Source organism: Saccharothrix sp. NBAS 001, assembly GCF_056640475.1.
This window is the reverse complement of record NZ_CM153251.1, coordinates 9,255,133-9,272,737: the sequence shown is the minus strand read 5'-3', so window position 1 is coordinate 9,272,737 and position 17,605 is coordinate 9,255,133. Positions and strand designations below refer to the sequence as shown.

The following is a 17,605-nucleotide window of genomic DNA, read 5'->3' as shown; positions in this document are numbered from 1 at the left end:
TCGCCGAGTCGGTCACGCGGTCCGGGACAACGGGGTCGGCTGGGCCACCGGCTGCTCGGCCGCGGCGTGGGTGGCCGCGACCATCGACAGCCCGACCGCAGAGACGGAGGCAGTCAGCAGCGACCACCACCAGTTCCCGGTAAGCCCGCCGACCGCCAGCGAGATTCCGATCAGACCGAACAGGCCGAGCAGATTGACGATCAAAAGGCTCGACGGCACGGGGATCCGCACGGTCACCATGAAGAACTCCTAGATGCTCAGCCGCTCCGACGGGCGGAACAGGTTGTGGTCGTGCCCAGCGGGTGCGGATCTCGCTGTGGCCGGTGGTGGCGGCGGTGGTGGCGCGGGCGGCATGGTGTCGAACGCCTCCAGCGACAGGACCCCTCCGATACCGGCGTCGATCTTGGCCCGGTCCGGACCCTTGACGAACACCCACTTCGTGCGGCCGTCGTCGTCCGCGTCCCGTACCCGCACCTTGCGGCGATGCATGGCGAGAACGTGGTCGGAGAACACCTTCGACCCGTCGTGCGAGTAGCTGCCCTCCGCGAGGGCCACGTCGAACCGGTCGCAGGCGCGGGACATCCGGGTCGGCTGGTTGGTGTCGAAGAACACCACCCGGTCCTCGCCGAACTCCTCGGCCCAGTCCTCGATCTCCGTCTGCCACTTGGCCGGGTCGCACAGCATCAAACCCACGTCCCAGTAGGCGAACGCCTCGGCGACACGACGCTTCACGTCACCGCGCGGAATCCGCCAGTGCCTCGGAGCGCCCTCCGGGCGGGACCAGATCTCGATCGGGAACTGGTGCTTCTTCCCGTCCACCAGCGCGGTGGCGATCAGCGCCGTCGTGTCGTCCGAGATGGACCCGTCGAACCCCAGCCCGATCCGTGTGCCCGCCGCAGGCTCGGGGCTCACCACGCCCTCGCCGGGGCCGAGCAGCTCCCACCGCTTGCGGTCGACCGCCTTGTGCCGGTCGTCCACGTTCCAGTTGAAGAAGAACCGGCAGGAGTCCTCCCACGGCGTCTCCGGATCCCGGATGTCCGCCACCAGCCGGTCGAGGTCGACCCACCACGCATCCCCGTACGCCACCCGCAAGGCGGCCTTCAGGGTCTCGTCGGAGTCGTCCTCCTTCACCAGCGGCGCCTCGACGGCGTCGTAGTAGACACCGGCCGCGCCCTTCTCGAACGACTTGTGCGTCCCCTCGGCCACCGACTCCTCGCCGGGCACGAACGAGTTGGTGGTCTCGTAGGTGCGGCCACCCATTTTCGCCACGTTGCGCCGGATCGTCCGCGCCAACCGGACCCCACCGTTGCGGGGAGTCCACAAGTGCGTCTCGTCCATCACCGCGTACGTCACCGGCTGGCCCTCACGGGAACCGGCCGACGCCGTCACCGGTTCCAGGCGTCCCTTGCGGTCGCGCAGATAGCAGCGCGTCAGGCCGACGTCGATGCGCAACTCGTCGGCAGCCCGGCCGTCGTTCGCGGTGAGGAAGGCGTGGAGCGCCGAGTACGTATTCTCCGTCTGGTCCTCGCTCACCGCCGCGATCTGCACCCACGGATCCGGGTCGCCCGCCCGAGTGCCCAGCGGTCGCCCCACGGGCTCGCCGTGGGCGTCCCAGCCGTCGAACACGATCGGCCCGGCCAACGCGGCGATGCCGTCCGCACCGCGCACCGGTGACTTGCCGATCCCCTTCGACCTGCGCGACGCACCGCGGCGGTAGACCATCCTCCCGGTAGTGGGGTCGACGGAGTGCCACTCCACGATGCTGCGCGCCTGGTCGTCGGTGAAGATCAAGGGCGAGCCGGAGTCCCGCGGGTTCGGCAGGTACTCCGCCCACCACTCCAGCAGCTGCCAGCCCAGCGACGGGAAGTCGCCGTCGAACTCCGGGCCCCGCCACGGCACGCTACTTCGCCACCCTCAGGTGCGAGTAGCGCGACGACCCGGCCTTCCCCTCCGTCGACGACGGGCCCTCGGGCTCGGTGACCTTCATCCGCAGGCGTGCGCGGTCTTCCGGTGTGGCACCGAACTTCGCCGAGCGCAGCCTCAGCTCGGCCGCGAACTCCCACCTGCCCTTCGACCACATCGTGTGGTGCATCAGCGCGGTGTCGAGCAGGAAGTCCCAGTCGGTGTCGAGGAACGTCTGCGCCTGGGCGCTTCCGCGCCACGTCTCCCACCACCGGCGGGTCTGTGGGTGCCACTCCTCGTCGCCGAGCACGTCCGGCAACTCGGGGCCGCGCAGCTCGTCGTCCTGGGTGATCTCCGCCGTCGGAATCGGGTCGGCGTTGCGCCGGCGACGCTTCTCGGGGTCCTTCGGGGGCAAGCCCTTCCCTGCCATGCCGATCACCACCCTCCACAGGACCCGTTCCGGGCCAGACCCGTACACAATCTTTGGAGGGTTTGCAGAGGGTCCCGTTGCCGCAGGTCACGAGGGACTTGCACCCGGGGGTACCCATACCCGCAGGTCAGAGCATGGTCAACTGCGTCTCCGCAGGTCACGACACCGGCGGCGGCGACTCCCGCGTCGACTGCGTCCGGCTACTCCCGTCCTGCTGTCCGGTCGCCGACCCTGCCGTAGTTGCATCGTGCGCACTCGGGCCGCAGCTCGGCAGTGGTCGCCGATGCCCTGCGGTCCGACCGCTTCAGCGTCCGCAGTGGGATGACGTGGCCGCCCGTCGCCGGGTTGGATGGGGTGAACGCCTCGCCGCACCGGGTGCAGTGCCCGGCGTCCGCGAGCGTCTCAGCACGGCGCACCCGGTAGGCGTGGCCGTAGCCGCGCTCGGTCGAGGTGCCGCGCGCTGCGTCGCGTGCCCGGTTGAGCGCCGAGCGGCAGGTGGCGCACCGCGTCTGCGGGGAGAGCCGGCCACAGTCGAGGCAGGGGCGGTTCACCACGCGGCCGTCACCGTGTGCCAGCAGACGTTGCGGCTTGCGCCACCTGAGCGTTGCGTTCGTCGAGCAGCCTGTCCACCCTGCGGACACCGACGGCGGCCAGGGTGGGTTCGTCGATGAGGAGGTAGTGGCGGACGCGCTGCCAGGCGGTGGTGATGTCGAGGTCGATCTGCGCGACGGTGCGGGTCATGTCCACCTCCGCGAGTGCGGACGGATTGCAGGTGGTACTCGATTCAGACGATCGGCTGGCCACTCAGTAGTCGTGCTCGCAGCCAGCGCACCCATAGTCGATGCTGTGCCCTGCTTCCGACAGGGGTTCCTCGACGGTTGCGGCCTCGCCGCTGAGCGTCCCCGACGTTGCACCCTGTCCGAGGCCGACTGGCATCTGCGACAACCGGAACGGGAGGTCGGGCGCGATGTGTCCGTGAGGTCTCATCGTCACCTCACCACCACCGTGTCGATGCTCTTGATGACCGGCGTCTCCGGGCTGGCCGCGATCCGGGCGTACACGTCGTAGGTCTGGCCCGCCGTCAGGCCGGACACCAGCAGGCGCGCGGCCCAGTAGCCGTCCGGATCGGACACCCACGACGCCGGGTCGTAGTCGCCCGGGGCGGGACGGGTGCCGGTGGGGACGACCGCGACGGTGACCGTGTACGTGGACGGGTCGGTCAAGCCGGTGTCCATGTTGCGGTAGCGGACCCTGAACCCCAGGTACTCCGCGCTGTCCCGGTCCACGTAGTGCACACCCACCGGACACCTCCGCTCAGGTGAGACGGTCAGGGCTCCACTGGGAGGTGAGACGACCAGGGGTCCAGTCGGAGGTGAGACCGAGCGGGGTCCACTGGCCGGTCAGCCGGCCTGCGGTGAACACGTCGTCCACCTGGCCGCTCCCGTCGCCGGCGGAGGCGGTCAAGGTAGAGGACGCCGTGAGTATCGCCGCGGCAACGCCCGGGACCGTGGCACCTGCCGCGAGGGTCGTTGAGGCGGCGAGCGTCGCGGCCCCCGTCGCACTCCGCTGGGCTCCGACGGTCAGAGCCGAGTCGGCGGTGATGGTCGCCGCGGCGTGCTGGTTCGCTGTGCCCGAGCCCGTCAGGGTGGTATTCGCGGCCAGCACGGCAGCGGCGGGTCTGGTGGTCGTCGCACCGGCAGTGAGCCCGGTGGACGCGGTGAGGGTGGCGTCCGGGTTGACCGTGCGGACAGCCGAGGCGGTCAGCGTGGACGTGGCGGTGAGGTTCGCTGCGCCGTCTGCTGTGCCGCCGGGGTTGGCGGTGAGCGTGGTCGACGCCGCCAGGCCGGCCGAAGTGGGCCTGGCGGCGGTGGCGTCCGCCGACAGGCTCGTGCCTGCGGTCAGTGCCGCTGCCGCCGGGGCTGTGCGGTCCGCGCCGGACGTCAGCGACGTGGCGGCGGTGAGTGTGGACCCGGCAGGGCGCGTGACGGTGGCCGCAGCGTCCAGCGTGGTGTCGACGGCCAGGGTCGCGGCACCGGGGCGGGTGGGTGTCGCGGCAGGGCTGAGCGTGGCTGTGGCGGCCAGAGTCGCTGCCGCGCCCGTGGTGACCGTCGCTGCGGCTGTGAGAGCCGTAGAGGCGGTCAGGGAGCCTGCGGCGGGCTTGTCCACCGTCCCGGCCGCGGTGAGCGTCGTGGAGGCGGTGAGAGTCGCCGCGCCGTCCTGGGTGCCGCTGCTGGCCGGGAGGAGAGCGCCGAGCCACGCGGTCTGTGCCGAGGAGCCTGCGCAGGTGCCGGTGATGCTGCCCGAGCTGCCCGCCGTGGCGAGCGGGTTGGTGGCCACCGACAGGTCGGCGGAGGTGTCGACGCGCTCGGTCCAGCCCGACGGCGGGGACCAGGCGCCGCCCGCCCAGCTCGTGCCGGCCCAGACCAGGAGCCGGTCCGCGCCGGTCGTGGTGACGCTCGCCGAGGGGGTGGTGGTGCCGTTGCTGGACCGCTGCTGCGAGTCCTGGACGTCGAACGGGTCACCCGAGGTGACGCACCCCGTGTAGCGCTGGGCGCTGGCCTCGCGGTAGACGGCGCCGGTCCAGGTGAACGTGTAGGTGCCCGAGTCGCTGCCCGTGGCCCTCTTCCAGAACACGTGCCTGGTGTGGGTGCCGGACGACGTGGTCGAGGCCGTCGACTTCTCCAGGAACCCCGATGCCGGGGTGATCGCGGCCGTGGACTCCTTGTAGATCACCACGAGGACCACGTCACCGGCGACCACACCGGACGGGACAGCGACCACGGCGGAGGTGCCCGTGCCGCCGGGGTTGTAGTAGGTGCCGGCGCTGCCGAACGCGGGAGCCGCCATCGCGACCTACCTCAGTAGTTGATGCCGATGACCTGCTTGGCGAACGCGCGCAGATCGGCCGCGGGGGACTGCGTCGCCGCACCCGAGAACACCGTGGCGAGCTTGTTCAGGTCGGTGAACGCGGACTTGAGCAGCGTCACGTCCGCCTGCGCCAGGTTGAACGGGGCAGCGGTCAGCGTCGCGTCCGGCATGGTATCCAGCCACGCCTTGGCCAACTGAGCGTCGGCGAGAGCCGCGAACACGTTGCGTGCGATCACGCCGAGCTGGACGTTGACGTCCGTACCGGTGGTGGGCTGAAGCCCTGCCATGAGTTCCCCCGAGTCGTGGTGGTGCTAGTGGTACTGGCCTACCGCCGGTCCCATCGGCAGTCCGACTTCCCGCAGCGCACGCAGGCGCCCTTGCAGACCGGTTGGGCGAGGCCCTCTTCGAGAGTGAGGCCGAGGTTGGCGAGGTGCCCGTGGTGGGGTGGACGCACCCAGTCGTGACCATGCCACAGGCACTGGAGCCATCGCCATGTTGGGTTCACGGTGAGGTCAGGACGCGGACACGACGATCGCGCCGATGGCGAAGGACAGCGTGTCGCCGGCACCTGTGGTCTTGGACGCGGTGAGCGCGCCGAACCAGGCCCGGCGCGGCGTGCCGTTCGAGTCGTAGATGTCCAGGTGGGTCACGGTGGCCGCAGGCATGGACGTGAACGTCACCGCCCCGGTGTTGCTCGTGCTGCCCGAGGAGGAGCTGCCGAACGTCACGTTCTGGCGGGCGTAGGACCCGCCGGAGACCTCTGTCCCCGCGGCGGACGCCGACGAGGCGCTAGTGGCCAGCGCGACCTTCATCGAGCCGGTGGGCGCGGTGTACGAAGCGACACCCAGCGAGGCGTCGAGGATCCTGTTCGCCTCGGCAGTTACGAGAGCGGGCATCTCAGCCTCCCTGGCCGATCAAGTGGGAACGCAGCGCGTCACCGGTGAGACCGTCCGCACCGGACAGCTGAATCGCACACACCGTGCAACTGGTCGCGATCACGTGGCAGTCCATGTGCCACCCGACCTCCACGTCACCCGGCATCGCGAGAACGTGCCTGGGGTGGTCGTCGGTCTGGGTGCAGCCGATGCAGGTCCGCATCGGCGGTGCGTCAGCGGACATCGAGGCTCTCCTCAGCAAGTAAGTGGCCACGACTCCGAGCGCCGTCTCCGCCGTCGGACTCAAGGAGTCGTGGCCGGGTACCCGCGCCGAGCAGGCGGTGCGGGAGTAGGTGGCCCGGCGTTCGCGCATACGCCGGGCGACTGGGGGCCAGCCGTGGTTAGTGGACCGTGAGGCTGGTGTTCAGTTGTGGGTACAGCAAGAAGCCCCAACCGTGTGGCTGGGGCTCGCGCGCGGGAGAGTCGAACCGACTCAACACCCGACACTAAGAATCTAGGCGTCCGGTTTCCATGAGTCAAATCGGGCCGCAGGTCAGGCCACTTGGCGCTTCCACCGGTTCACGGTGATGACTTCCAGCACCTCGCCCACCTTGAACAGCCGCTCCAGGCCGTCGTCGTCCGGGGTCCACTCGCGCACCCGGAATCCGTAGAAGTCCTGCGCGACGTCGCGGTCTCGGACGTAGGAGGTGATCCGCCCGCGCGCCCGCAGGTTGCGGATCATCGAGGTGGTCAGCCTGTGCCCCCGGCCGGTCACGAGGCCCACCAGCAGACCCAGCGGGACGTACTGGTGCTCCACGGCGTTGGCGAGTTCCTCCCGCCGCTCGTCGACGGTGGCGTGCTCGGTGCCGCAGACCCGACAGACCACGGTCCACGCGTCCTCGTGGGCGTAGAGGTCGCCGGGGCACTGCTCGCCCTCGATGTCCACGAGGCACGGGCCGACGTACTTCACCGCGGCGGAGGAGAAGTTGGCCACGCGCCACGCCGCGGCCATGTCGGAGGTCAACTCACCGTAGAGTTCGTCCACCGCCGGATGCAGGGCGATCCACGTCGGGTGCCGCATCAGCCAGCGCGCTACAGGGACGATGTCCGGTGCGACGTCGATGACCGGGACCGACCCGTCCGCGCCCCTGGGCGCGTTGTCCTCCCAAAGCGCCCGCGCCCATGAGCACAGGCGATCGCGCAGCCAGGTGCCCACCTCGATGGCCTTGAGGTCGGCTGGAATCGGCTGCTCGTCGCCGCCGTTGGAGACGTACCCGACCGAGCCGGAGCCGGTCTTGGCGCGCTTGGACAGCACCACGTTCAGCTCGTCCACCAGGGCCGCGCAGTTGCCCAACTGCCGCAGCAGATCGCCGAGGCATCCCGTGCCGGCCCTCTCGTCGCCGCACAGGAACCTGTTCGTCGCCGTGCCGCAGACGACGCACCCGACCACGATCTGTGCGGACATGCAGCCTCCCGGTCCACTGGTGATGAGGACAGCGTGACCCTTTGCGGACCATGGTTCAAGGCGGTAGGTCAGGGGCGTTCCCCGACCCAGCGATAGTCCGCCTCCGTCCAGACCATGTCTCCCGGCCACCCCTCGGGATCCTGCTTCTGGCGGGCCGATATGAGGCGGTAGACACCCACTCGCAGCGGTTCGATCGCCGCCACTTCATTGCAGATCTCTGCGGTGACCGGCGGGAGCGGCATGGCGCATCGCCGCTCGTCGGGCAAGCGGCCATTCTCCAGTTCGATGGTCTCCTTCTGGCTGTCCAGCGGCCCACCGCCGTAGTAGTGGGCGAGTACGTGAGTCCTAGACATCGTTGCCCTCCTGGTGGTCGGTGATGCCGTAGCCCTCGGCGAGGATGACGACGGACTCACACGGCCAGTCGCCCTCCACGTCGCCCGTCAGGTCGGGTGAACAACAGCAGGAGCAGACGCGGTCCCCCACCCCGTTCGTCTGCGGCGTGTGGATGGTGAGCATCTTCCTGTCCGCTGCACAGCGGCGCAGGACGGAGGTGGGGTCGTGGCCGACGATGTGGTCCACCGTCGCGCGAAGCTGGTTCCCGCTCAGCGCGAACCCTTCGCACACAGTGATGCCGTCCTCGGCCACCACCTCGTCGTACTCGGCGTTGGCGTGCCACGGACCCGGCGAGGCCGCGAGGGCCGCCCGTTCCGTCTCTTCGATCGCAACGAGTAGACGGGACACGAAGTCATTCACGGGCATGCTCCTCTCCCAAGATGGTGCGGGCGAACCGGACCGCCGGGTGACGCATCCACGCGACGCCCAACGCCGTCGGCTCCACAGACCCCGCCCCGCACTCGTCCCGATACTGGGCCACGGTCTCACGTAGCCACTCCACCAGCGGGCTGGCGGCACCACGGGGCATGGTCGCCAGCCAGAGGTCAGACGGCCCCGGTTGCTCGATGCACAGGCAGCGCGGAGCAGGGTGGCACCTGCCGCACGTGGTGGCGACACCCGTGTCGAAGTTCCACTGCGTCCTGCGCTCGACCACGGCCGCTGCTCTCTCCAGGAGAGACGAAGGGGACTCGGTCACGGCCCCTCCCCGCTGCGGTCACGGCTCGCACGGCCAGACGCGTAGACGACCACCACAACCCCGGCAGAGGACGAGAGAGCACCAAGCAGGGTGTACAGCTCGATCAGGCTCACGACGACTCCTTGGTCGGCAGCCCGCGCTCGGCGTAGCGGTGGGTCAACTTCTCGATGTTCACCTGCATGACCTCCTCCGGCTCCCGGTTGCAGTGCCGGACCACCGTGTCCCACGCCGACCACGCCGCCGCCACGAAACGCGGCAGACGATCCGCCGGAACCCAGTCGTCCGGAGCCGTCGTGCGCGCGCCGAACTCCAACACGCCCGACACCTTCGACGCGGTGGACACCAGCAGCAGCACCGCCCGACTCGTGACCGCGGCCGGCGGCCGGTCGTCCGGGCGCAGGTCGTCCGGGATCATGCCGAGCGTGTCCGCGAGACGGGCGAGGTTCCACGACACGTCGCCCAGCTCGTAGGCCAACTCCGCCCCGAACTCGCCGAAGGCGATCGTCTCCGCCACCTCGCCCACCTCTGCCATCAGGCCGTGGGCGAGAGCGTCGAGCGGGTTCTCCGGCCGGTGGTTGTCGAACTTCGCGGCCTCTCGCATGTAGGTGGAGACGTCCACGGATCAGTGCTCCTTGGTCTTGGTGCAGCAGGGGCAGGAGCCGCAGTGGCTCGCGTCGCCCCGCTCGGCTCGCCAGCAGTTCAGGCAGGTCTCCATACGGTCACCTCGGGTTCGCGCGCGGGCGTAGGTGCGGCCGGTGGTCCAGTCGGTCACGGTGTAGCGCTCCTGGCGCATGCCGCGAGCCAGACCGTCCAGGAGTCCGACATCCACGGCGGCCGGGGTGAGGAGTACACACGGCTCCTCCCACCGCCGCACCTCGCCGTCGACACGGCGGGCCGACAACAGATGCGCGGCGGCTGCGGGGACACCGGGACACGCGGTCCGCACGTCGTCCAGGGTCCACACGTGCGCGCCAGGGTCGTACCCCTCCCGCAGCCCCATCGCCACCAGCGATCCGGTGGCGCGGGGCGTGGCGGTCCAGCCACTGATCTCCGTGACCTCCCGGACGGCCTCGTCGCAGTCCCCCGCCGAGGGTGTGCCGTGGGTGCGGGACGGATCGCGGGCAAGGACGATGGAGAAGATCACGTGCTCGGACCCCGTCGCGTAGGCGGTGAGCGGAGCACTGTGGGCGGCGAGGTCCAGCATCGCCCGCACCGTGGACAGCGTGGTGGAGATCAGCGGGGTGAGTCTGACGGACCACGTGGTGTCCACGGCCGCCACGTCGGTGTAGGCGTTCACTCGCACTCCTCGTCTTCGGTCACCGGCTCGGAGTCGATGACAGTGCACAGATGCCGCTTCAGGTTGTTCGCCTCGTCACCGGCCGCCAGGCGGTCGCCGTAGTTGCCGGGATTCACGACGGTGCCCACGTAGGCGTCGCCGTTGCGGCCGGTAATGAGCGCCTCGAACCAGCGCAGCGGGGCGTAGATGCCGTCGTGCTCCCAACGCACGGTCTTGCCGATCAGGTCCATCGGGTCAGCCCTCCTCGTTCAGCTCGGCCAGCACGCTCGCGATCGACTCCGGCGGCCACGTGTACGCCCGCCCCGGCGGCAGAGAGGTAAGACCGTGACGTCCGTACACGCCCCGTCCGTACGCCGTCGGCTCCAGGTACTCGTCCACGATGCCGCACGATCTCGCGATCGCGACATGGTGCTGAAACGCGAGAGTGGACCCGAAGTACTTGGTCGCGTCCCCTTCCACCGCTCCGGCCAGCAGGCCGACTGTGAAGCAGTCGGCAGGAGCGCCGGAGGCGCGCGGCGAAGCCGCCTCGTAGGTCATGTCCCACTCCTTCTCACCGGTCGCGGGCCGGGTTCGACGGCGGCTCCGACATCACCAGCTCCGCTCTCCCCTCCGGTGTGAGCACCGCGAGCGGTCTCCCCGTCAGCGGGGACAGCAGCGACCGGTCGTGGGTGACCAGGCCCTCCGCGGCGAGGCCGGCCATCGCCTCCGTCTCGCCGATCGCGAGGAACCCGTCGTCGTACTGGTACTCCTCGCGCACCCCGTCGCGGACCGGGCGCGGGTAGCGCAGGTGCACGATCTTCCGGTCGTCGACCAGGCGCAGAAGCTTGCGGCGTATCGCCGTCCTGTCGGTCATGTCTTCCTTCCCTTCCGGGAGCAGAGAGGGGTCAGCGGACCGCTCGCGCTCGCGCCAAGTCCTCGGTGGAGTGCGCAGTGCCTGCGGAGTTGATGAGGTCGTACACTTCCGCCTCCTCCGCAACGCTTCCGAGCGTCGCTTCGGCCACCGGCAGGATCGCCTGGTTGCGGAAGAACCGCTGGGGCGCGATCGCCAGTTGACCGTAGGTCACGAGTTCGCCGGGTGGCATGCCCTCGAACCAGTCGCCGGGAACGCGGAGTTGGTTGCCCAACCAGAGCCGCACGGCGGTCAACCGCTGCTTGCCGTCGATGCAGGCGTAGTACGGCTCGTTCATTCCGACCGCACCCGACCGCTGTTCCCATGCCCGGTTGTCACCACGACGGTTGATGACCAACGCAGCGATCGGGATGCCCAGCAACAGTGACTTGATCAAGTTCCGTTGCTGGGCCACCGTCCACACCTCGCCGCGCTGGTACGGAGTGTCCAGCGCAAGGTCGCCGGACTCCACGGAGTGGACCATGTCGGCCAGGGAGCGGGCCGACGAGGTGATCGAGCGGTGCTTCAGCGGGGCCACGTCTCTCCTCCTCGATCGGGGCCGAACCGGTCGGCCCGCTCATACAGCTTGCGTGCCGTGTCCCTGATCCAGGCCAGGGACACGTAGTGGCCGTAGTCGGTGAGGATCATGTGGTCGGATCCGGCCTCGACCTCCGCCAGCAGGTCGGCCGCCGTGGGGTCCTGGATCGCGCTCATGGCACACCTCCTCGGGTTCGATCAGACGACGATCACGCTGGTGGGCCGCACCCTGGTCAGGCGTTGCCCGTCCGCGCCGACGAGCCGCAGCAGGCCGGGACTGCGCGGCTCGCCCCACGCGGTCCACGTGGTGCCGTGCAGGTCGGTGATGCTGCCCTCGTAGCGCACGGTCTCGCCGCCCCGGATGGTCGCGGGTCGCGTCCGGGGCGGCACCGGCCCGGACGTCTGCTCGACCTCGAAGGTCGCGTAGCGGGTGCCTCGACCGGAGATCCACGGGTGCCGGTCTCCCCGGTAGCGGGGTTCGTAGAGGACCGCCACGGCCCTGTTGCTCTTGACGTGGCCTGCGGATGTGGTCGTGACGTTCATCGAATCCCTTTCCGGGAAGGTTTCAGCGCATACCCGCGAACCGCTTGACCTCCGCGACGGACATCGCCACCAGGTCCTCGTCGAACCCGATCGAGACGAGGTCACGCCGCGCCTCGCACACCAACGGAGACTCCGCGGGGACCCGGCGAGCGACGGTGAGCATGTCCTCCGGGTACCAGCTCACCGGCACGGACCGGCCCTCGACCCGGGCGTCCACGGTCTCGACGCGCGCACGCGACCCCGGGAACAGGCGGCCGGTCCTGGAGCGCCACACCCGCTCGACCGTGCGGAACCGGCCGCCCTCGGTGAGGTACCGGTCGCCGTCCCGCAGCTCGGCGGCGGGGATGCTGACGACGGTCCGCTCGTCGTCGGACCGCTCGTCGGCCGCGTCCTGGCCCGGCCCGGCGTCCTGGATGACCTGGACGCCGAAGAACGCCGCCCCGCCAGCCGTCCTCGCGCCGGGGAAGACCTTCGCCAACGTCCCGGCCAGGGTCTCCGCCTGCCCCTTGGTCACCGTCTCCACGAACGTCACCCAGGTGCCGCGGTCCTCACGGGTGGAGACCTTGACCACCGCGTCCAGGAGACCGGCGGCGCGGAGGACCCGGCGCGCGGAGGCGGTGACCGACCGGGCGGTGGTGTTCAACATCTCTGACTCCTTGGCAGTTCAGGGGTGGCTTGCCACCCAATGCTCCCACACCGGATGGACAGGTGGCAAGCCACCCTGGGACACTTTCTTCATGGCCAACCAGCACGCACACAAAGGGCGCTACGTCCGACAGGTCACGGACGACGACTGGAAAGACTTCGGCGTCCTCTGCAAGGCGGCTGGCACCAACCGGTCCGCCGAGATCGGCGAGTACATCCGCTGGGCGCTCCAGCGGGACGGCGCGCCCGGTTCGCTCACCCGACCGACCCCATTGCCGCCCGCATCCGAGTAGCCGTCTCCACCAGTCCCAGCATCTCCAACACCTCACGCGCGGACACGGGGTCGGCGGCCAGGCGGCACACCGTCAGGACCGCCGCCTCCCGCTGCGCCGGCCCGGCCTCGCCGACCTCCCGCAACCGCGCCTTGCGTCCGGTGTCGTGGTCCACCTACGCCACCTCCCCGATGGACGCGCGGAGCCCGTCGGCGATCTCCGTGCGGTAGTCGGTCACCTCGAACGGCACCGGGCCGTCGAGAAGATGCATTCCGATCGCGGCCAGCCACAGGGCGTCTGCCTCGTCTCCGTTGCGGACCCTCACCCCAGCGAAGGCGGCCTTGGCGGCGTCCTTCATCGGCGTCTTGCCCTTGGGTGCCCCTGACCCGGTGGCGTACCGCTTGAGCGTGTTCGGGTGGACGAACATGGTGGGCGTCTCGTGGTCGAGCAGTCGGGACAGCACGAGATACCACAGCGCGCCGCGCTCGTTGGTCGACCGGGACACCGGGTTGGGGACCATGTCCTCGATCACCACCAGGTCGCACGACTCCACGAACGCCAGCACGTCGGCCCGGATGTGCACCAGCGACCGGCACCGGTCACGCGGGTCGGGCATCGTGGTGATGCCCTTCTCGCCCCGCGTCCAGGTCTCCACCACCGGCGGGCCCGGCATGTCCAGGCCAGCCCACGTGGTCGGTCGAGGTGGGATCCAGGTGATGCGGGCCAGGCCCGATGAGGTGAGGCTCAGATCGAGCCCCACCACCGTGGTCATCGGACCGCCAGTTCGTCCGGCCACCGAGCCTGCCCCTCGGACGACACGTGCTCGTGCAGGCCCGCGTGCCCCGCCCTGAGGTCGCAGTCGAAGAACCTCGGGTGCACGTCGGTGACCAGGGCGCACATCGGCAGCCTCGACGGGCACGGACCCGGCGCAACGTCCGGCGCGCGGAGGTGGACGAGCAGCGCGGACACCTCGCCGAACATCCGGTCACGGGCGTCGTTGGCGCGACGGAGTTCGTCGCGGATCTCGCGCAGGACTTCCACGTCGGTGCTCATGACGTCGCGCCCTCGTGCGCTTGTGCCCGCAGGTCGAGCACCATCGCCTTGAGCGCGTCAGCCATCGCGGCCGTCCACACCGGGTCGTCGCCCAGAACCCCGGCCGCGCGAGCCACTCCGGGCAGGGCCGCCTCGACCAGGCCCGCCGACTTGTCTCCGGTCGCGGTGATCCGGCGCGCGGTCGCCAGGACTTCGGCCGCGATCGTCACACCCAGCCGCGGGTCGATTCCCGCCGCTCTCGCCGCCCGGTCGAGGTCGTACACCGGGGAGGTCATGCCGCCTCGATCTCGTCGGCCAACTGCCCCAGCGCCCACGCGTCCGGCCAGTCCTCGTCGGTGTCCTCGTCGTCCATCAGGTCGGCGAGAGACCGGAGTACCGCCACGGTCGTCGCCTCGGCCGCGCCCTGGCGGTCTCCCAGTCCCACTGCCTGAAGCGCGAGCCTGGTGTCCTTCACCAGACGCACCGCGGCGTCCGTCTCGTCGGTCAGGTCCATCACGCTGCATCTCCTCGTCCGAAGGCACGCGCCTTCTCCTCGTCGGTCATCTCGGGCCCGCACCACATCCCGTGGCGCAGGAACACAACGGCTCTCAGTCACGCCTGCGACTCGGGCAGTTCCCACCAGCGCACTGCGGTGGTCGCGGTGCCTCTGCTATTGCTTCACGAATACGCCGCACGGAATACTCTGTTACGCCGTAACGCTCGGCGATTTGACGCATGCTCACGGGCTCAGTTGCCAACGCCAGTCGGATTGCAGCCTCGGTCTCACGACTCCGGGAGCGCATCACCGGCGTGAAGGTCACGACTGCCGATTCGCCCGGCTCGGGCACGCCATCACTCGGCTGCACCGATCGACGGCGCCAAGCCCGGACGGCAGCCGGGATCAACGGCCCGGTGATCGCGCCTACCGTGCCAACTACAGCGGCCACCACCTCGATCACTTTCCACCGCCTTCGACCTCGTCGTAGTAGTCGCGGCCGCACTCGGGCTCGTCGCCATCCCAGCCTTGCGGGAACGCGGCGGTGAACTCGGCCCAGACGCCAGCGCCGTCATGAATCGCCCGCAGCTTCGAGCAGGGGTACTGCGCCCACGAGTCGGACGCGCCGCACAACACGCCGTCGTCGAGCATCGGCACGTGCGTCTCGAACACCTCCGCCTCGGCGACCCGGCCAGCGGCGCGCAGGCGCTCGGCCTCGGCGCGGTGCGCGTCGTTGACGTCGAGGAACCACTGCGGCAACCACGCCTTGATCCCGGCTGCGGCGACGTGGATCTCCGCGTCCAGCAGCATGTCCCGGACGGTCTCCGGGGTGACGTCGTCGGCGTTCACGGGCACCACACGCAGGTGTAGCCGAACGCCTGGTCGCAGTCGCAGCGCGGATCACGCCCGACGGTCCGCTGCTCCGCTGCGGGATCCACACGGGTCCAGCCCGCCTTGCCCCGCCGGGTGAACGTGTACAGCTCGATCTGGGAGGCCCGTCCGGTGTCGACGTTGCGTACCGTCGCCCACCGACTGTCGGTCTCCTCGACCTTGACCGTCCGGTCGGAGTCGTTCTTGCGCCACGTCTCGCCCACTCGGGGCGGGGCCGCACGGCGCTGCGCAACCCTCGCCTGCGTCTCGTTGGTCATGACTCGTCCGTTCTCTCGCCTGCGTCGATTCCTGACGGTGTTATTGAGGGTCTCTGAGCGGCCTGCCCCAGCCACTCCGCCCACTCGGACAGTTCCCACCACGGGGAGCCGCGGCCGTCCGGGTCGCACCGGTCGCCCGGATGCACGTCTCCGCCGAACGGGGCGATCAGCGGCGCCAGGCACCTGCGGCAGTTGGGCCGCAGGTGCAGCGGCAAGACCAGGCGCTCAGAAAGGGGCTGGGTCATCGGCCGAGCCCTGCCGGGCCGCCTGCGGCGCACTCCCCCACGGATCGTCGCCGCCCGACGGCTGGTCGGAGGTCCGGTCCGCCTTCGCGACCTTCACCGTGGCCCACTTCAGCGACGCGCCGACCTCCGAGACCTCCAGCTCCATCACCGTGCGCTTCTCGCCCTCCTTCGTCTCGAACGAGCGCTGCTTCAACACGCCCACCACGACCACGCGGTTGCCGCGCACCAGCGACTCGGCCACGTTCTCGGCGGCCTGCCGCCACAGGTTGCAGCGGACGAACGTCGCCTCGCTGTCCGTCCACGACTTCGACACCGCGTCGTACTTGCGCTCGTTGCAGGCCACGGTGAACGACACGACCGCGTGACCGCCGGCCGTCCAGCGGAGTTCGGGATCGGCGGTCAGCGTTCCGGTCATGGCGACTTCGGGCAGTCCGGGCATGGGTCAGGCTCCTTCGGGGTTGGGGTTGTGTCGACGACGCAGCCGGGCGAGTTCCGCCTCGGCGATGCGGCGCTTCTCCACGTCAGCGGCGGTGCGGGCACGGCGTCGCCGCTTGCCGTCCTCGTCCAAGGCCACCGTCTTCGAGAACTGCGGGAAGCGAGCCAGCAGTGCCTTCGCTGCCTCTCGGGCTTCGTCCGAGGCCGGCGGTTCCTGCGCGGCGGGCAGAACGGCCCGGACCGGTGCCGAGTCGGCGGGGAGCGCCTTGCGCGGCGGGTTGCGCCTGGCGTCGATCAGCAGCGTGATGTGGCCGGGCATCAGGAACGCGGCGGAGTGGGCGTAGTGCTCCTTCACCGCGTCCTGCGCCTCGTCGAGCGTCCAACCCGCCCGTCGCGCCGCCTCGGTCCACGCGAGCAGCGCCGCCCTGCCCGGCTTGCGGTTGTCGTACGCCATGGCCGTGGCCAGCACCAGACGCACCTCGTCCTCGGTCACGCGGTCTCACCCCCAGGAAGCGCGTACAGCCCCGGACCCTGGCTCTGACCGGCGCCGAGGAACGCGGCGATGTTCTCGTCGGTCTGGTTGGCCCACCCCGCGCGGACGGGGCGGTTCATGACCTCGTTCACCACGCTGGGGAGCGTGGCCGGGTGGAGGTTGCCCTTCCGTGCCCACTCGAGCAGGCCGGCGAGGACGTCGTCCGGGACGATGCCCTCCTCGAGCATCTTCTTCACGCCCTTGGCGATCTGGCCGATTACCGAGCCGGGTGGTCGCTTCCGGCAGCCCTCGATCCAGGCGGCGACGATCGCCTGCGCGCCGTCCACCGGAGGTGGGTTGTTTGTTGCGGGTTGCGGGTTGTGGGAACTACCTACTTTCGTAACCACAACCCTGTCGGAAGTCGATGCCCCTACCGATGCCCCATGCGATGGTCCTTCCACCTGCGACGATCGCTCAGGCTGCTCCGTTTGCAGGACAACGACGTTCGAGTCGGTCGAAGGGCCTCCCGAAGGCCCATCGGGAGGGACATCCGGAGGGGCATCGGTAGGCCCTTCGGGAACCGCTGCGGCGAGCCCCAGACGCCCGAACTCGAACCCCAACGCCGCCGCCAGACCGGGCGACTCGATGTCTCCCGCCGCGGCCTCGATGACCTTCCGCCGGTTGGTGTTGTTGTAGCCGCCGTCCCAACGCACGAACGACCGGACGAGCACCTCCTCCGTCGCCTCGTCCACGACGATGAACCGCCCGGCCTCGAGCACCTCGAGATCCGCCGCGATGTCGTCCGCCGCGGTGTCGGCGGCCATGTCCGCCCAGCGGCGCAGCCTCAACGGCAGCAGACCGACCGCGGAGATGTCCGGCTGCGTCACCAACATCAGGTAGGTCCGTTGCGGCCTGGCGGGGAGAGCGCGGAACTCGGCGTTGCGCCAGATCGCGGTCATGATCC

31 protein-coding genes are annotated in these 17,605 nt (G+C 70.0%); all 31 read right to left on the bottom strand.

Annotation, left to right across the window (positions count from 1 at the left end; all coding sequences use genetic code 11):
- Positions 1-12 precede the first annotated feature (12 nt).
- The 31 genes from AC0HI0_RS41800 to AC0HI0_RS41650 all read right to left on the bottom strand — a co-directional run bounded on the left by AC0HI0_RS41800 (position 13) and on the right by AC0HI0_RS41650 (position 17,600).
- Positions 13-240: a hypothetical protein gene (locus tag AC0HI0_RS41800; protein ID WP_480928994.1), complete on the bottom strand. Its 228-nt coding sequence runs from the start codon at positions 238-240 to the stop codon at positions 13-15.
- Between the two features lie 9 nt (positions 241-249).
- The gene (locus AC0HI0_RS41795) at positions 250-1,899 is read right to left on the bottom strand and encodes a hypothetical protein (RefSeq protein WP_480928993.1); all 1,650 of its coding nucleotides are present in this window, start codon (positions 1,897-1,899) and stop codon (positions 250-252) included.
- A 1-nt stretch (position 1,900) separates the two neighbouring features.
- Positions 1,901-2,332: a phage terminase small subunit gene (locus AC0HI0_RS41790; protein WP_480928992.1), complete on the bottom strand. Its 432-nt coding sequence runs from the start codon at positions 2,330-2,332 to the stop codon at positions 1,901-1,903.
- A gap of 561 nt (positions 2,333-2,893) precedes the next feature.
- Positions 2,894-3,073, bottom strand: coding sequence for a hypothetical protein (locus tag AC0HI0_RS41785; RefSeq protein ID WP_480928991.1), 180 nt, complete (start codon positions 3,071-3,073; stop codon positions 2,894-2,896).
- Positions 3,074-3,321: 248 nt separating this feature from the next.
- The gene (locus AC0HI0_RS41780) at positions 3,322-3,633 is read right to left on the bottom strand and encodes a hypothetical protein (protein WP_480928990.1); all 312 of its coding nucleotides are present in this window, start codon (positions 3,631-3,633) and stop codon (positions 3,322-3,324) included.
- 13 nt (positions 3,634-3,646) lie between these two features.
- Positions 3,647-5,179, bottom strand: a complete 1,533-nt coding sequence (locus tag AC0HI0_RS41775; protein ID WP_480928989.1) for a hypothetical protein — start codon at positions 5,177-5,179, stop codon at positions 3,647-3,649.
- 11 nt (positions 5,180-5,190) lie between these two features.
- The gene (locus tag AC0HI0_RS41770; RefSeq protein ID WP_480928988.1) at positions 5,191-5,487 is read right to left on the bottom strand and encodes a hypothetical protein; all 297 of its coding nucleotides are present in this window, start codon (positions 5,485-5,487) and stop codon (positions 5,191-5,193) included.
- Positions 5,488-5,712: 225 nt separating this feature from the next.
- Positions 5,713-6,096, bottom strand: a complete 384-nt coding sequence (locus AC0HI0_RS41765; RefSeq protein WP_480928987.1) for a phage tail fiber protein — start codon at positions 6,094-6,096, stop codon at positions 5,713-5,715.
- Position 6,097: 1 nt separating this feature from the next.
- Complete coding sequence (locus AC0HI0_RS41760; protein ID WP_480928986.1) at positions 6,098-6,319, bottom strand: hypothetical protein; 222 nt, start codon at positions 6,317-6,319, stop codon at positions 6,098-6,100.
- A gap of 309 nt (positions 6,320-6,628) precedes the next feature.
- A complete protein-coding gene (locus AC0HI0_RS41755; protein ID WP_480928985.1) occupies positions 6,629-7,540 on the bottom strand; it encodes a hypothetical protein in 912 nt (303 codons plus the stop codon).
- Between the two features lie 68 nt (positions 7,541-7,608).
- Entirely contained in the window at positions 7,609-7,893 is a 285-nt protein-coding gene (locus AC0HI0_RS41750) for a hypothetical protein (RefSeq protein ID WP_480928984.1), read from the bottom strand.
- Positions 7,886-8,293 (bottom strand): DUF6221 family protein, encoded by a 408-nt coding sequence (locus tag AC0HI0_RS41745; protein WP_480928983.1) that lies wholly within the window; start codon positions 8,291-8,293, stop codon positions 7,886-7,888. Before AC0HI0_RS41745 ends, AC0HI0_RS41750 begins: the two co-directional genes overlap by 8 nt.
- A 446-nt stretch (positions 8,294-8,739) precedes the next feature.
- Complete coding sequence (locus tag AC0HI0_RS41740) at positions 8,740-9,249, bottom strand: nucleoside triphosphate pyrophosphohydrolase family protein (RefSeq protein WP_480928982.1); 510 nt, start codon at positions 9,247-9,249, stop codon at positions 8,740-8,742.
- A gap of 3 nt (positions 9,250-9,252) precedes the next feature.
- Positions 9,253-9,927 (bottom strand): hypothetical protein, encoded by a 675-nt coding sequence (locus tag AC0HI0_RS41735; RefSeq protein WP_480928981.1) that lies wholly within the window; start codon positions 9,925-9,927, stop codon positions 9,253-9,255.
- Positions 9,924-10,157 carry a hypothetical protein gene (locus AC0HI0_RS41730; RefSeq protein WP_480928980.1) on the bottom strand — a complete coding sequence of 78 codons (234 nt, stop codon included), beginning with the start codon at positions 10,155-10,157 and terminating at the stop codon, positions 9,924-9,926. Before AC0HI0_RS41730 ends, AC0HI0_RS41735 begins: the two co-directional genes overlap by 4 nt.
- A gap of 4 nt (positions 10,158-10,161) precedes the next feature.
- Positions 10,162-10,464: a hypothetical protein gene (locus tag AC0HI0_RS41725; RefSeq protein WP_480928979.1), complete on the bottom strand. Its 303-nt coding sequence runs from the start codon at positions 10,462-10,464 to the stop codon at positions 10,162-10,164.
- A 13-nt stretch (positions 10,465-10,477) separates the two neighbouring features.
- Positions 10,478-10,780, bottom strand: a complete 303-nt coding sequence (locus AC0HI0_RS41720; protein WP_480928978.1) for a hypothetical protein — start codon at positions 10,778-10,780, stop codon at positions 10,478-10,480.
- Positions 10,781-10,811: 31 nt separating this feature from the next.
- Complete coding sequence (locus tag AC0HI0_RS41715; RefSeq protein WP_480928977.1) at positions 10,812-11,354, bottom strand: DUF262 domain-containing protein; 543 nt, start codon at positions 11,352-11,354, stop codon at positions 10,812-10,814.
- Complete coding sequence (locus tag AC0HI0_RS41710) at positions 11,342-11,530, bottom strand: hypothetical protein (RefSeq protein WP_480928976.1); 189 nt, start codon at positions 11,528-11,530, stop codon at positions 11,342-11,344. The genes AC0HI0_RS41715 and AC0HI0_RS41710 overlap by 13 nt, the downstream gene beginning before the upstream one ends.
- Positions 11,531-11,551: 21 nt before the next feature.
- On the bottom strand, positions 11,552-11,896 hold the full coding sequence (locus AC0HI0_RS41705; protein WP_480928975.1) for a hypothetical protein: 345 nt from the start codon (positions 11,894-11,896) through the stop codon (positions 11,552-11,554).
- 22 nt (positions 11,897-11,918) lie between these two features.
- The gene (locus tag AC0HI0_RS41700) at positions 11,919-12,542 is read right to left on the bottom strand and encodes a hypothetical protein (RefSeq protein WP_480928974.1); all 624 of its coding nucleotides are present in this window, start codon (positions 12,540-12,542) and stop codon (positions 11,919-11,921) included.
- Between the two features lie 254 nt (positions 12,543-12,796).
- Entirely contained in the window at positions 12,797-12,988 is a 192-nt protein-coding gene (locus AC0HI0_RS41695; protein WP_480928973.1) for a hypothetical protein, read from the bottom strand.
- The gene (locus tag AC0HI0_RS41690) at positions 12,989-13,585 is read right to left on the bottom strand and encodes a hypothetical protein (RefSeq protein ID WP_480928972.1); all 597 of its coding nucleotides are present in this window, start codon (positions 13,583-13,585) and stop codon (positions 12,989-12,991) included.
- Positions 13,582-13,866, bottom strand: a complete 285-nt coding sequence (locus tag AC0HI0_RS41685; RefSeq protein ID WP_480928971.1) for a hypothetical protein — start codon at positions 13,864-13,866, stop codon at positions 13,582-13,584. The genes AC0HI0_RS41690 and AC0HI0_RS41685 overlap by 4 nt, the downstream gene beginning before the upstream one ends.
- Positions 13,863-14,141 (bottom strand): hypothetical protein, encoded by a 279-nt coding sequence (locus tag AC0HI0_RS41680; protein WP_480928970.1) that lies wholly within the window; start codon positions 14,139-14,141, stop codon positions 13,863-13,865. Before AC0HI0_RS41680 ends, AC0HI0_RS41685 begins: the two co-directional genes overlap by 4 nt.
- Positions 14,138-14,362: a hypothetical protein gene (locus AC0HI0_RS41675; protein WP_480928969.1), complete on the bottom strand. Its 225-nt coding sequence runs from the start codon at positions 14,360-14,362 to the stop codon at positions 14,138-14,140. The genes AC0HI0_RS41680 and AC0HI0_RS41675 overlap by 4 nt, the downstream gene beginning before the upstream one ends.
- 438 nt (positions 14,363-14,800) lie before the next feature.
- Positions 14,801-15,190: a hypothetical protein gene (locus tag AC0HI0_RS41670; RefSeq protein ID WP_480928968.1), complete on the bottom strand. Its 390-nt coding sequence runs from the start codon at positions 15,188-15,190 to the stop codon at positions 14,801-14,803.
- Complete coding sequence (locus AC0HI0_RS41665) at positions 15,187-15,489, bottom strand: hypothetical protein (RefSeq protein WP_480928967.1); 303 nt, start codon at positions 15,487-15,489, stop codon at positions 15,187-15,189. Before AC0HI0_RS41665 ends, AC0HI0_RS41670 begins: the two co-directional genes overlap by 4 nt.
- A 225-nt stretch (positions 15,490-15,714) precedes the next feature.
- Positions 15,715-16,173 carry a single-stranded DNA-binding protein gene (ssb, locus tag AC0HI0_RS41660; RefSeq protein ID WP_480928966.1) on the bottom strand — a complete coding sequence of 153 codons (459 nt, stop codon included), beginning with the start codon at positions 16,171-16,173 and terminating at the stop codon, positions 15,715-15,717.
- 3 nt (positions 16,174-16,176) lie between these two features.
- The gene (locus AC0HI0_RS41655) at positions 16,177-16,662 is read right to left on the bottom strand and encodes a hypothetical protein (protein ID WP_480928965.1); all 486 of its coding nucleotides are present in this window, start codon (positions 16,660-16,662) and stop codon (positions 16,177-16,179) included.
- Positions 16,659-17,600, bottom strand: a complete 942-nt coding sequence (locus tag AC0HI0_RS41650; RefSeq protein ID WP_480928964.1) for a hypothetical protein — start codon at positions 17,598-17,600, stop codon at positions 16,659-16,661. Before AC0HI0_RS41650 ends, AC0HI0_RS41655 begins: the two co-directional genes overlap by 4 nt.
- Positions 17,601-17,605: the final 5 nt, after the last annotated feature.